Origin of the sequence: Sulfitobacter sp. 1A13368 (assembly GCF_043557275.1) — a bacterium.
GTDB lineage: Bacteria > Pseudomonadota > Alphaproteobacteria > Rhodobacterales > Rhodobacteraceae > Sulfitobacter > Sulfitobacter faviae.
Genome location: NZ_JBIFFR010000002.1, coordinates 218,118 through 231,045, shown reverse-complemented (window position 1 = coordinate 231,045; position 12,928 = coordinate 218,118). Strand labels below are relative to the sequence as shown.

The following is a 12,928-nucleotide window of genomic DNA, read 5'->3' as shown; positions in this document are numbered from 1 at the left end:
GGCTTGTCGCTGAAATACAGCTCCTTCTGAGAGCCAGGCAGGGCCATTCCCAAAATACCACATTCCGTACCAGTCAGTGGAAGGATTGAGGCGCGTCCGAAAGAAACACAAGAGAAACGATAGGCAGCTATATTTCTCTGCAACCACTACAACAGGTCGCCGAACGCGGCCCATTCAAATCAAATAGGAATGCATGGTGGCGGAGGAGGTGGGATTCGAACCCACGGTACGCTCTCACGCACGCCGGTTTTCAAGACCGGTGCATTCGACCACTCTGCCACTCCTCCGCAGCACGCTCCTCCTAGAGCGCCGGGATCGATTCGGCAAACGCACATTTTCGCGGCCAGCCCCCCGCACCCCTTTGGGGAAATTCGCCGATCTGCCCTGCGCGGTCTTTTCAAGCGCTGCCCGGTCGGGTTACTCTGCGCCAAAGCCCCTTTCAGAGGGGCGCAGGGCGTGCCGATCCAACGGCGCGACATTCTCGCGGGACATGGGTCGCGGCGCGCGACGACAGCAGGCAAGGACATCAAGGGCATGAGCAGGGACAATCAACCGTTGCGCATCAAGAAAAGCCGCGCGGCGGGCTTGGGCGTGGGCATTCTGGCAGTTGGTTTGCTGGCCGGTTGCGAGGGTGGCGATTTCAAACTCCCTTTCGGTGCAAACGAAGGCGCCAGCGCGCCGCGCAGCACCTCGACCAAATTGGTGGAACGTGATGTCGAAGCACCTGAGGTCTTCTCAGCCACGGACGAGGGTCTTTGGGACGGGCGCCCCTCGCTCGGCGGGGTCTGGGTGGCGCATCCGGACGTCACCGAACCTGAACGCGTGATTGTGCGCAATGAGGCGAACGGCAAATTCGTCATCGGTGCCCTGTTCCGGCGTGAGCGCGAATTGCCCGGACCCAAACTGCAGATCTCTTCGGATGCCGCCGCTGCGCTTGGCATTCTGGCGGGCGCCCCGACGCCGCTGAATGTGACCGCCCTGCGCCGCGAGGAAAGCGCCGCCCCGGAAGAGAGCTTTGAGGCCGAGAATAGCGGTGACGCTGCAGCTACTCTTGCGAGCCCTGCCCCTGTCACCGCCACGGCGCTGGCCCCTGCGGCAACGGCCAGCACCGCTGCCCCTGCCACCGCGAGCGCCAAACCGGCAGCCAAACCGCCCGCCCCGGCGGCCCCGAAACCGGCGCGCCCTGCGGCTGGTGCGAAACTGTCCAAACCCTACGTGCAACTGGGCATTTTCAGCGTGGAGGCCAATGCCACTCGCACCGCCAAACAGATGCGCGGCGCGGGCATGGTGCCCACCGTCAAGCAAAGCGCGATCAATAACAAACCCTTCTGGCGCGTGGTGATCGGCCCCGCCACCAGCAAATCCGAACTCGATACCCTTCTCAAGAAGGTCAAGGCCGAGGGCTTTACCGACGCCTACGCCGTGTCGAACTGACAAACCGGAGGAAATGCTTCCTATGATCCGCCTTTTTGCCGCCGCCGTGGCACTGGTGCTGACGCTCCAGCCCGCCGCCGCCTTCGATACCCGCGCCACCGCCGCCTATGTGTTGGACCAGACCACCGGCACCGTGCTGCTGGCCAAGAACGCGGATGAGCCGCTGCCGCCCGCCTCCATGTCCAAGCTGATGACGCTCTACATGGCCTTCGAGGCCGTGGAGCGTGGCAAGCAGAACGGCGGGCTCGATTTGGTTGAGAAACTGCCCGTGTCCGAACACGCCATGTCCTATGGCGGCTCGACCATGTTCCTCGACACTACCGACCGCGTCTCGGTCGAAGACCTGATCCGCGGGATCATCGTTCTGTCGGGCAATGACGCCAGCGCCGTGATTGCCGAAGCGCTGAGCCCCGATGGTACGGAATACGGCTTTGCCCGGCTGATGACACAGCGCGCGCAGCAGATGGGGATGACCAATTCCACCTTCGCCAATTCCAATGGCTGGCCGCAGGCGGGGCATCTGATGTCGGTGCGCGATCTGGGGCTGCTGGCCAACCGGATCATCACCGATTTCCCGCAGTTCTACCCGCTTTTCGCCGAACGGGAGTTCGCCTTTGATGGCCGCGCGCCGCAGAACAAGACCAACCGCAACCCGCTTTTGGGCCTTGGCATCGGCGCGGATGGCCTGAAAACCGGTCATACCAATGAGGCGGGCTATGGGCTTGTCGGTTCGGCCAAACAGGGCGACCGCCGGGTGATCTTTGTGCTTTCCGGCCTCGACAGCGCCGCCGCCCGCGCGCAGGAGGCTGAATCGGTGGTCAATTGGGCCTTCCGTCAGTTCACGCAGCGCGATCTGGGCGAAGCGGGCACCCGCATCGCCGAAGCCCCCGTGGCCCTTGGCACGACCCAGTCGGTGGGGCTTGAGCTGAAGGACGATCTGTCGATGCTCGTGCCCGTCACCGGCGGCGATGAGGTCGAGGCCGAGGTGATCTACACCGGCCCGTTCCAAGCGCCGATCAGCAAGGGCGATGAATTGGGCGAACTGGTGGTCGACCGGGGCGAATTGCCTGCCATGCGCGTGCCGCTGGTGGCCTCGGCCTCCATCGCGCCGGGGGGGTTCATGGTCAAGATGACCGCCGCCGCGCTGCATCTGATGAACCGCCTCAACGCCGGGCCGCAGGCGGCCCCCACCGTGGAAGCGGAAGCTTCGTGACCAGCGCAGAGAAGGCCCGCGCGCCGGGACTCTTCGTCACTTTCGAAGGCATTGATGGCTCTGGCAAATCCACCCAAGCGCGGCTTTTGGCGGATCATCTGACGGCACAGGGCCATGACGTGGTGCTGACCCGCGAACCGGGCGGCAGCCCGGGGGCCGAGGAAATCCGTGCGCTTGTCTTGCAGGGTGATCCCGACCGCTGGTCGGCGCAGACGGAAATCCTGCTCTTCACCGCCGCCCGCCGCGATCATCTGGAACGCACCATTCGCCCCGCGCTCGACGCCGGAAAGGTCGTGATCTGCGACCGTTTCGCCGACAGCACGCGGATGTATCAGGGCCTTTCGCGCGGCGATCTGCGGCAGATGGTGGACGATCTGCATACGCTGATGATCGGCGTCGAGCCTGACCTGACCCTCTTGATCGACATGGATCCGGCCCATGGCCTTGAACGCGCCCTCTCGCGCCAGACGGCAGAGGAGCGGTTCGAGGATTTCGGCGTGGAACTTCAAGCCAAGATGCGCGGGGGCTTTCTGAGCCTCGCCGAGGAATTCTGCGACCGCTTCCATGTGATCGACGGGGGCCGCGACATCGACAGCGTGGCCCGCGACGTGACCGCGACCGTCACCGCGCGTTTGGGCTGATCCACGCGCCCTGCCCGCTTCCCTCTGCGGCGAAACATGCTAGATCGAGGCCATGACAGACGACGCCCCCCAGCCAGACCGTGTGGAAGGTGCCCGCCACCCGCGCGACACGCCGAAACTGATCGGCCAAAGCGCCGCAGAGGCTGCCTTTCTCAACGCTTTCAACAGCGGCAAACTGCACCACGCATGGATGCTGACCGGCCCGCGCGGGGTGGGCAAGGCGACGCTCGCATGGCGCATCGCACGGTTCCTTCTGGCGACCCCCGACCCGGATGGCGGGATGTTCGACCTGCCCCCGGCTGAAACGCTTGAGATCGACCCAGAACACCCCGTCGCCCGCCGTGTGGCCGCCGGGTCCGAAGCGGGGCTGAAATCCGTCACCCGCACGCTGAACCCCGACACCAAGAAGATGCGCAAGCAGATCGTCGTTGATGACATCCGCGCGCTGAACGGCTTTTTCCAGATGTCCGCCGCCGATGGGGGCCGCCGCGTGGTCATCATCGACGACGCGGATGAGATGAACCCCAACGCCGCCAACGCGCTGCTGAAGATGCTGGAAGAGCCGCCGGAGCGCGCCGTTTTGCTGCTGCTCAGCCACCAGCCCTCCAGCCTTTTGCCCACCATCCGCTCGCGCTGCCGCACTCTACGCCTCGGCACGCTCGACGCGGCTCAGATGGCCGAGGCGCTGGACGGCTCGGGTGTGGAGGTTGAAGACGATCCCGCCGCACTGGCCGAGCTTTCCGGCGGGTCGGTCGGCGGGGCGCTGCGCCTGTCGCTAATGGGCGGGGTCAAAACCTATGCCGATCTCGTCGGGCTGATCTCTTCGCTGCCGCAACTCGACCGGGGCCGTGCCATCAAACTTGCCGAAGCAGCCGCTCAGCGCGGGGGGGAGGCGAAGCTCGACCTGCTCTTCACCCTGCTCGATCTGCTGCTGGTGCGTCTGGCCCGCACCGGGGCCACCGGTGCGCCGCCTACGCGCGCCGCCTGCGCCGATGAGATCGCCGTGCTGCAACGCCTTTCGCCCAACCCCGCACAGGGGCGCGCATGGGCCGACGCGGCGCAGCAGATATCCGACCGCGCCCGTCACGGGCTGGCGGTGAACCTTGACCCTGCCGCGCTGGTCCTAGATACCCTGCGGCAGATAGGCCAGACGGCGCCAAGATAGCCGAAAGGACAGCATGACCGACACGCCCCAAATCACCGACAGCCACTGCCACCTCGATTTCGAGAGCCTGCAAGAAGACCTGCCCGGCGTCATCACCCGCGCGGCGGAGGCTGGCGTTACCCGCATGGTCACCATCTGCACCCGGCTAAAGAACGAGCCCAGCGTGCGGGCCATTGCCGAGGCGCATGAGCCGGTGTTCTACGCCGCAGGCACCCATCCGATGTCCGCCGCAGAAGAGCCGATGGCTTCGGTCGACGACCTTCTGACCCTTGCTCAGCACCCCAAGATGGTCGGTATTGGTGAGACCGGCCTCGACTACCACTACACCGCCGAGAGCGCCGAGGTGCAAAAGACCTCCCTGCGCATCCATATCGCCGCGGCGCGGGAAAGTGGCTTGCCGCTGATCATCCATGCCCGCGATGCGGATGACGACATGGCCCGCATCTTGCGCGAAGAACATGCGAATGGCGCTTATAGCTGCGTCATGCATTGCTTCTCCTCCTCCGCTGAACTGGCCCGTGCGGCGCTCGATCTGGGGTTCTACCTGTCGATGTCCGGCATCACCGCCTTCCCCAAGTCGCAAGAGCTGCGCGAGATTTTCGCCGCCGCCCCGCTCGACCGTATTCTGGTGGAAACCGACGCGCCCTATCTCGCCCCGCCGCCGCATCGCGGCAAAGCGAATGAGCCTGCCTTTACCGCCCATACCGCCCGCCGCGCGGCTGAGACCCTTGGCCTCGACTACGCCGATTTCGCGGCCCGCACGCAGGAGAATTTCGACCGTCTCTTCGCAAAAGCCGCTGCTTGGGAGCCTGCGCGCTGATGGCCGATCTGCGGGTGACCATATTGGGCTGCGGCTCTTCCGGGGGTGTCCCGCGGATCGGCGGCCACTGGGGCGATTGCGACCCGAATGAGCCCAAGAACGCCCGCCGCCGCTGCTCGATCCTTGTGGAGCGGGTGACGGAGGCAGGCACCACCGCCGTCTTGATCGACACCTCCCCCGACATGCGCAGCCAGCTGTTGGACGCAGGCATCGGGCGGCTCGATGCGGTGATCTACACCCATTCCCACGCGGATCACGTTCACGGGCTGGACGATTTGCGCATGGTGGTGATGAACATGCGCGCGCGGCTGCCGGTCTGGGCCGATGCGCCCACGCGGGACGCGCTGATCGAACGGTTTGGCTATGCCTTCGTGCAGCCCGAATGGTCAAGCTATCCCCCCATCCTCGACATGCATGAGATCACCGGCGAGGTCAGCATCGACGGCCCGGGTGGCATGCTGAAATTCGCGCCCTTCACCGTCACCCATGGCAATATCGACGCACTCGGTTTTCGCTTTGACGATATCGTCTATCTGCCCGATGTCTCAGCCATCCCCGAGGACTGCTGGCCGATGATGGACAACCTGCGCTGCTGGATCGTCGACGCCCTGCGGCGGGAGCCGCATCCGACCCATAGCCATCTGGCGCAGACCCTTGGCTGGATCGACCGGGTGGCGCCGCAGACGGCGGTCCTGACCAATATGCACAACGACCTTGATTACCACACCGTCGCCGCAGAGACGCCGGATCACATTCAACCGGCCTATGACGGGCTGACCCTTCATTTCCCCCTTCCCCATTCAGACTAGGCAGCGCCGGGCGCGGGCCTGAGGGTCAGCGCCCCCGCCGCACCCCATAAGGCTCCTTTTAAGTGCAAACTCTTTTAGACGTCATTCTGCCGGTCTTTCTGGTCATCGGCTTTGGTTATGTTGCGGTCTGGCGCGGGCTCTTCCCCGTCTCTGGCATCGACGGGGTGATGAAATTCACCCAGAACTTCGCGATCCCCTGCCTTCTGTTCCAAGCCATCGCCCGCATTGACCTATCAAGCAGCTATGACCCGCGCCTTCTGGGCAGTTTCTACGGCGGCGCGGCGCTGTGTTTCGCGCTTGGCATCCTTGGCGCGCGGCTCTTGTTCCGCCGCGATTGGGAAGACAGCGTGGCGATCGGGTTTTGCTGCCTGTTCTCGAACTCGATCCTGCTGGGCCTCCCGATCACCGAACGCGCTTACGGGCCCGAGGCGCTGGCCGGGAACTATGCGATCCTGTCGTTCCACGCGCCCTTTTGCTACGGTTTGGGCATCACGGTGATGGAATTCGTGCGCAACCGCGGGCAATCGGGCCTGTCGCTACTGCGCAACGTGAGCCGGGCGATGTTTCGCAACGCGCTGGTTCTGGCGATCCTCGGGGGCTTTGCCGTTAACCTCAGCGGTCTTCCGATCCCCGGCGTGGTGGATGACGCGCTGTCGCTCATCGTCCGCGCCGCCCTGCCCGCCGCGCTCTTCGCGCTTGGCGGCGTGCTGCTGCAATACAAGCCCGAAGGCGACATGAAAGCGATCCTCATGGTCTGCGCCATCGCCCTTTTGGTGCACCCCGCGCTGGTCTGGAGCTTTGGCACCATGCTGTCGCTGCCGCAGGCCGGTTTCCGGTCCGGCGTGCTGACCGCGGCCATGGCACCGGGGTTCAACGCCTATATTTTCGCCAATATGTACGGCCGCGCGCGCCGTGTGGCGGCCAGCTCCGTGCTGATCGCGACGGGCAGTTCGATCCTGACGGTATGGCTTTGGCTCACGGTGCTGGGCTAAGCGAGTCACGCGCGAAAAGCCTGCGATATCTTTGATTTACCGGGTAAAGTGGTGCGGGTGAAGGGACTCGAACCCCCACGCCAAAGGCGCCAGAACCTAAATCTGGTGCGTCTACCAATTCCGCCACACCCGCACTGCACCAACCGGTGCCCGCGCTGATTAGCAAACCCGCGCGGCAGATGCGAGAGCAAAAAAGCACAAGACATTAACCGGATGTTTGCATATGGTTGGTGATACCTGAGGCAGGTACAATAGAAAGAGACGCCCATGAAACCGAATACGGTCGGGTGCGTAGGCGGCAAAGATCGCCATGGGGGGCAGTTTTCCCCATTCGCTGCGCTGGACACCGGTCTTGTGCAGGGCGCCCTTATTTTGACGCTGGATGGTGAAATCCCGGTTGAGTATCTCTCGGTCGGGGATCGTGTCATTACGCGCGACAGTGGCTTTGCAAAAATCCTTCATATTCAACGCACGACCCGCAGTGTGCGGCGCATCGCGCTGGCGGCGGGATCGCTGGGCCACACGCGGCCCGAACGCGACGTCGCCCTCGCCGGGGATCAGATGGTGCTGGTACGCGATTGGCGCGCGCGGGCCCTTTTCAATTCCGAACGCGCCTTGGTCGCGGCGCGGGCCTTGGTCGACGATGAATTCATCACCGATCTGGGGGAGGAAGAAACGACCCTGATCCAGATATTCTGCGACGGCCCGCATGTGATCTACGCCGATGGGCTGGAGCTTGGCACCGCCGATGCCGCCCGCGCCCGCGGCGCGGTGTTGCACGCGGCCTAAACCCCCAAGTCCCGCAACACCTGCGGCATCAGGTCGGGCAGGTCTTCGGCGATCAGCCCCGGCCCATGCAGCAGCGCTGCCTCGGCATGTATCCATGCCGCGGTGGAGGCTGCTTCGACCGGGGCGTTCCCCCGCGCAAGCAGCCCGGTGATAAGCCCCGCCAAGACATCGCCCGCCCCTGCAGTGGCCAGCCAAGGGGTCGCACGGTCTTGGGTCGCGCTATGGCGCCGCACTTCTCCACCGGGCGTCGCGATGATCGTTTCCGGCCCTTTCAACAGGATCACGCAGCCGAACCGCGCGGCAGCCTCGCGCGTGGCCTGCGCCTTGGCCCCCTCCTCCTCGGCCTTTGCCGCCTCGGCCAAATCCGGGGCCAGCCGAGCAAACTCCCCCATATGGGGCGTCAGAACGCAGCCTTCATGCAAGGCGTCGCGCAGGTCGGCATCTCGCGACAGCAGGGTGATCGCATCGGCGTCCAAGACGATATGCGGCGCGGCGAGGGCTGCTTTGACAAGCCCCGCTGCGCGCGCGCCCAATCCCAAGGCGGGCCCGAGGCAGAGCGCGTTGATCCGGCTGTCTTCGAGCGTTTCGGACAATGCCGCGCCATCCGGTATCCGCTGCAGCATGACCGCCGTGAGTTGCATCGCCGCTTCAAGCTGCGCGGCGGGCGGCACGCCCAAGGTCACGGCCCCTGCCCCGATCCGCAGCGCCCCGCGCGCCGCCATACGCGCGGCCCCGGTCTGACCCGGCCCGCCGGATAGGACGAGCGCATGGCCGTGGTCATATTTATGCCCCGGCTCTTTGCGCAGTAAATCGACGTTCAGGCTCTCGCGGGTGATCTCGGAAATACGCATGTAAGGGGATCTAGCAACTGGCGCCCAAAGGTACAGCCCGGAGCCGATTCACCAATGCTCATTTTTTAGGCACGTTGCGCAAATTATCAGCGGCCCTTGGCAAATGCATTCGCCGCGCCATGTTACCCCCTGCCCGGCGCTGGACGTTACGCGGGCGGGATGCTCTGTCGAAACCAGAGCATAAATGCGCGGGAATTGTCAGGGGATTACCATGAAAAAGATCGAAGCCATCATCAAGCCGTTCAAACTCGACGAAGTCAAAGAAGCCCTCCAAGACGTGGGTGTTCAAGGTCTGAGTGTGATTGAAGTGAAAGGCTTCGGCCGCCAGAAAGGCCACACCGAGCTCTATCGCGGTGCGGAGTATGTTGTAGATTTCCTTCCCAAAGTGAAGGTCGAAGTGGTATTGGATGACGATCAGGTCGATGCCGCTATCGAGGCCATCGTCGACGCCGCCAAGACGGAGAAAATCGGTGACGGCAAAATCTTCGTTTCCCCTGTTGAACAAACAATTCGCATCCGTACCGGTGAATCCGGTTCAGACGCGCTTTGACAACGGCCCTCGGGCCCAGACTACGAATAGACCATAAAGGACCTACACGATGGATACCCAGGAATTCCTGAGCAAAATCAAAGATGAAGGCATCGAATATGTCGACATCCGCTTTACCGACACCCGCGGCGCCTTGCAGCACGTTACCATCGTGAGCGATCTGGTCGACGAAGACTTCCTCGAAGAAGGCTTCATGTTCGACGGCTCCTCCATCGCAGGTTGGAAAAGCATCGAAGCCTCCGACATGAAGCTGATGCCCGACGTCAGCACCGCCTATGTCGACCCCTTCTATGCCGAAACCACGATCTGCCTGCACTGCTCCATCGTTGAGCCCGACACCGGCGAAAGCTATGAACGTGACCCCCGCGGCACTGCTGAGAAGGCCGAAGCCTATCTGCGTTCCTCGGGCATTGGCGACAACGCCTACTTTGGTCCCGAGGCTGAGTTCTTCCTCTTTGACAACGTCAAATTCTCGAACGAAGTCAACAAGGTATCCTACGAAGTTGACGCATCCGACGGCTCGTGGAACACCGACACCGACTATGAGATGGGCAACATGGGCCACCGCCCGGGCCTCAAAGGCGGCTACTTCCCGGTCAACCCGGTGGACGAAGCGCAAGACCTGCGCGCCGAGATGCTCTCGACCATGAAGCGCCTTGGCATGAAGGTCGACAAGCACCACCACGAGGTTGCCTCCTGCCAGCACGAGCTGGGTCTGATCTTTGGTGAGCTGACCAAACAGGCGGATGAAATCCAGAAGTACAAATATGTGATCCACAACGTGGCCCACGCCTATGGCAAGTCGGCGACTTTCATGCCCAAGCCGGTCTTTGGCGACAACGGGTCGGGCATGCATGTGAACATGTCGATCTGGAAAGACGGCAAGCCGCTGTTTGCAGGCGACAAATACGCCGACCTCAGCCAAGAAGCACTGTGGTTCATCGGCGGCATTCTGGCCCACGCCAAATCGCTCAACGCCTTCACCAACCCGACGACCAACAGCTACAAGCGTCTGATCCCGGGTTTCGAAGCGCCCGTTCTGCGCGCCTACTCCGCGCGTAACCGTTCGGGCTGCGTGCGTATCCCGTGGACCGAAAGCCCCAAAGCCAAGCGCGTTGAGGCCCGCTTCCCCGATCCGGCGGCGAACCCCTATCTGGCATTCTCCGCCCTACTGATGGCCGGCCTTGACGGCATCAAGAACAAGATCGACCCGGGCGAGGCGATGGACAAGAACCTCTATGACCTGCCCGCGGAAGAGCTGGCGGACATCCCGACAGTGGCCGGTTCGCTGCGCGAGGCGCTGGACGAGCTGTCCAACGACATGGACTATCTGCTGGCCGGTGACGTGTTCACCCGCGACCAGATCGAAGGCTATATCGGGTTGAAGATGGAAGAGGTTCTGAAGTTCGAACAGACCCCGCACCCCGTTGAATTCGGCATGTACTACAGCTGCTGACGCGACGTTCGTCCCCACGGGACGGTGAGAGAAATTCGAAAGGGCGCGGTTCATTCCGCGCCCTTTTGCATGGCACCCCGCGGAACAGAGCCTGCCCTACCGCGTTGGCTTGGCAGAGCAGCAAGAAAAGGGGTGCGCATCATGGCCGAGGATTCAACGGCGCTGACGGATGTTGTCGATGAGTTGAAAGACGCGTCCAAGGGGAAAGACACCGTTGAAGTTGGCCAGTTGATCAACGCGCTTGACCAACGCGGCTATGGCCCCGCCCTTGCCGTGCTGCCGCTGATGGAGCTTACCCCCCTTGGCGGCATCCCCGGCTTTCCCACTGCGCTGGCCATTCTGGTGGGGCTCCTCGCCCTGCGGATGCTGCTGGGGTATGAGCATTTCTGGGCCCCCAACTGGCTGCGCAAGCGCACATTGGATACCGACAAGGTGCTGAAATCCGTCGAATGGCTGCGGCCCGTCTCGCAATGGATCGACGACAAGCTACAGGCCCGGCTGTCGCGCATCGCAGGCGCCACCGGTCAAAAGGTTGCCTGTGTCGTCATCCTTTGCCTGTGCTTTGCCGTTCCCCCGCTTGAGGTTGTACCCTTCGCCACCTCCGCGCCGATGATCGTGATTTCCATCTTCGGGCTGGCGCTGCTCTATCGCGACGGTCTGCTGATGCTGCTGGGCTTTGTCGGCGCCGGGATCGCGGCTTTTGCAGGTGCCTCCTATTTTCTGGGCGGCTGACCGCCCCGCGCCGCATCATTGCCACAAAAGGGCCATAGCGCCCAAGCAATCTTAACCACGACCCTGCAGAGGAAACGGATAAGATGGCGATTTCCACGACGACATTTAATGAACGGCTGCTGCGCATCGAACAGCGCGCCAAACGCGCCGACAACAAACACCGCCGCGCCAAGCGTAGCCGCAAAGGGCTGATGTTTATGGTTACAGTCGGCTTGCTATTCGGCGGGGCGAGCTTTGCTCAGGACAGCGCACCACAGGTCAACGTCTGGGCGGGCACCGCCATGGAATATATCCGCGCCCTTCTGCCACGCTGACGGCCAAAGATTTCTCTTTCCTTTGCCAACCTAGTTGAACCGTTGCTTATATGGGCTAACCTTTGCTCGGCACACAGACGCAGAGGGTCAATCTCATGTTCAAAACACTTTTCATCACCACCGCGGCCATCTGCACCTTCATGGCCGCGCCGACTTTGGCCGCGCAATGCGGCAATACGGCCAATGGCTTTGAGGCATGGAAAGGCGCTTTCGCCCAGGAGGCCCGCGCCGCAGGCGTCGGCCAGCGTGGCTTGGACGCATTGGCAAGCGCGCGCTACGCCAATGGCACCATCGCCGCCGACCGGAACCAGAAATCCTTCAAATACTCCCTGTCCAAATTCATGCAGGTGCGCGGCGCGGATACGATCGTAGCCCAAGGCCGCAAACGCAAAGCGCGCAACGCCGGGCTCTATAACGCGCTTGAGCAGCGCTATGGCGTGCCTGCCGGTGTCTTGCTGGCGATCCACGGGATGGAGACGGGCTTTGGCGGTTTCATGGGCAATAGCGCTGTCGTCTCGGCCATCACCACGCTGGCCTATGACTGCCGCCGCTCCGACTTTTTCGTGCCCCATGCCATTGGCGCGCTGAAACTGGTCGACCGAGGGGCCATCACCTCTAACACCCAAGGCGCGAAACATGGTGAGTTAGGTCACACGCAATTCCTGCCCGGCAACGCGCTGCGCTATGGCGTTGACGGCAATGGCGACGGGCGGGTCGACTTCTACAATCAGGTCGACGCGCTGGCCTCCACCGCCAATTTCCTGCGCCAGAAAGGCTGGCAGCCGGGGGCGGGCTATCAAGAGGGTCAGCCGAACTTCCGCGTCATTCAGGCGTGGAACGCGGCAGGGGTCTATCAAAAGGCTATCGCCATCATGGCCAGCCGCATCGACGGCTAATAACCCACTTAAACTATGTTAAACGGCGGCGCGTCCCAATCGGGGCGCGCCGCTTGCGTTTGTGGCCTCGGCGGGCTTCTGAGTCCGTTTAATTCCTACAGGCCAAAGGGTTCCCAGCATTCTTTTGCCCCGGCGGGGGAACCGCCCGCGGCGTCAGTCGTTGGACTGTAGATAAGATAATTGCTGCAGACGAATGGAGGGACCCATGCACGGAATTTTCTACCTCATCGGCCTGATCGTGGTCGTTCTCGCGATCCTGAATCTCG

Annotated in this window: 14 protein-coding genes and 2 tRNA genes; 13 read left to right on the top strand and 3 right to left on the bottom strand. The window is 63.0% G+C overall.

Annotation, left to right across the window (positions count from 1 at the left end; all coding sequences use genetic code 11):
• Window positions 1–197: 197 nt before the first annotated feature.
• Window positions 198–287: transfer RNA gene (locus ACGYK4_RS04695), tRNA-Ser, on the bottom strand.
• 247 nt (window positions 288–534) lie between these two features.
• Between ACGYK4_RS04695 and ACGYK4_RS04690 the strand changes: the two genes are divergently transcribed.
• The 7 genes from ACGYK4_RS04690 to ACGYK4_RS04660 all read left to right on the top strand — a co-directional run bounded on the left by ACGYK4_RS04690 (window position 535) and on the right by ACGYK4_RS04660 (window position 7,074).
• A complete protein-coding gene (locus ACGYK4_RS04690) occupies window positions 535–1,434 on the top strand; it encodes an SPOR domain-containing protein (RefSeq protein ID WP_394432975.1) in 900 nt (299 codons plus the stop codon).
• A gap of 22 nt (window positions 1,435–1,456) precedes the next feature.
• Window positions 1,457–2,647: a D-alanyl-D-alanine carboxypeptidase family protein gene (locus tag ACGYK4_RS04685; protein ID WP_394408803.1), complete on the top strand. Its 1,191-nt coding sequence runs from the start codon at window positions 1,457–1,459 to the stop codon at window positions 2,645–2,647.
• Entirely contained in the window at window positions 2,644–3,288 is a 645-nt protein-coding gene (gene tmk / locus ACGYK4_RS04680; protein ID WP_394455324.1) for a dTMP kinase, read from the top strand. Before ACGYK4_RS04685 ends, tmk begins: the two co-directional genes overlap by 4 nt.
• Before the next feature lie 52 nt (window positions 3,289–3,340).
• Window positions 3,341–4,453: a DNA polymerase III subunit delta' gene (locus tag ACGYK4_RS04675; RefSeq protein WP_394455323.1), complete on the top strand. Its 1,113-nt coding sequence runs from the start codon at window positions 3,341–3,343 to the stop codon at window positions 4,451–4,453.
• Window positions 4,454–4,466: 13 nt separating this feature from the next.
• Window positions 4,467–5,273, top strand: a complete 807-nt coding sequence (locus ACGYK4_RS04670; protein WP_394455322.1) for a TatD family hydrolase — start codon at window positions 4,467–4,469, stop codon at window positions 5,271–5,273.
• Window positions 5,273–6,082 carry an MBL fold metallo-hydrolase gene (locus tag ACGYK4_RS04665; RefSeq protein WP_394455321.1) on the top strand — a complete coding sequence of 270 codons (810 nt, stop codon included), beginning with the start codon at window positions 5,273–5,275 and terminating at the stop codon, window positions 6,080–6,082. Before ACGYK4_RS04670 ends, ACGYK4_RS04665 begins: the two co-directional genes overlap by 1 nt.
• A gap of 62 nt (window positions 6,083–6,144) precedes the next feature.
• Window positions 6,145–7,074, top strand: a complete 930-nt coding sequence (locus ACGYK4_RS04660; protein ID WP_067266328.1) for an AEC family transporter — start codon at window positions 6,145–6,147, stop codon at window positions 7,072–7,074.
• Window positions 7,075–7,123: 49 nt separating this feature from the next.
• Here ACGYK4_RS04660 and ACGYK4_RS04655 read toward each other — a convergent pair.
• Window positions 7,124–7,207: transfer RNA gene (locus tag ACGYK4_RS04655), tRNA-Leu, on the bottom strand.
• Between the two features lie 134 nt (window positions 7,208–7,341).
• Here ACGYK4_RS04655 and ACGYK4_RS04650 point away from each other — a divergent pair.
• Window positions 7,342–7,863 (top strand): Hint domain-containing protein, encoded by a 522-nt coding sequence (locus ACGYK4_RS04650; protein WP_067266333.1) that lies wholly within the window; start codon window positions 7,342–7,344, stop codon window positions 7,861–7,863.
• On the opposite strand, the gene ACGYK4_RS04645 is transcribed toward ACGYK4_RS04650, so the two are convergent.
• Complete coding sequence (locus ACGYK4_RS04645) at window positions 7,860–8,714, bottom strand: NAD(P)H-hydrate dehydratase (protein ID WP_394455319.1); 855 nt, start codon at window positions 8,712–8,714, stop codon at window positions 7,860–7,862. The genes ACGYK4_RS04650 and ACGYK4_RS04645 overlap by 4 nt on opposite strands.
• A gap of 211 nt (window positions 8,715–8,925) precedes the next feature.
• Here ACGYK4_RS04645 and ACGYK4_RS04640 point away from each other — a divergent pair, with 211 nt between their 5' ends.
• The 5 genes from ACGYK4_RS04640 to ACGYK4_RS04620 all read left to right on the top strand — a co-directional run bounded on the left by ACGYK4_RS04640 (window position 8,926) and on the right by ACGYK4_RS04620 (window position 12,662).
• Window positions 8,926–9,264 carry a P-II family nitrogen regulator gene (locus tag ACGYK4_RS04640; RefSeq protein ID WP_067266338.1) on the top strand — a complete coding sequence of 113 codons (339 nt, stop codon included), beginning with the start codon at window positions 8,926–8,928 and terminating at the stop codon, window positions 9,262–9,264.
• Between the two features lie 49 nt (window positions 9,265–9,313).
• Window positions 9,314–10,720, top strand: coding sequence for a type I glutamate--ammonia ligase (gene glnA / locus ACGYK4_RS04635; RefSeq protein WP_168613076.1), 1,407 nt, complete (start codon window positions 9,314–9,316; stop codon window positions 10,718–10,720).
• Between the two features lie 141 nt (window positions 10,721–10,861).
• On the top strand, window positions 10,862–11,452 hold the full coding sequence (locus tag ACGYK4_RS04630) for an exopolysaccharide biosynthesis protein (RefSeq protein ID WP_394432963.1): 591 nt from the start codon (window positions 10,862–10,864) through the stop codon (window positions 11,450–11,452).
• Window positions 11,453–11,535: 83 nt separating this feature from the next.
• A complete protein-coding gene (locus ACGYK4_RS04625; RefSeq protein ID WP_394432961.1) occupies window positions 11,536–11,766 on the top strand; it encodes a hypothetical protein in 231 nt (76 codons plus the stop codon).
• 95 nt (window positions 11,767–11,861) lie between these two features.
• Complete coding sequence (locus ACGYK4_RS04620; protein ID WP_394432959.1) at window positions 11,862–12,662, top strand: lytic transglycosylase domain-containing protein; 801 nt, start codon at window positions 11,862–11,864, stop codon at window positions 12,660–12,662.
• Window positions 12,663–12,928 lie beyond the last annotated feature (266 nt).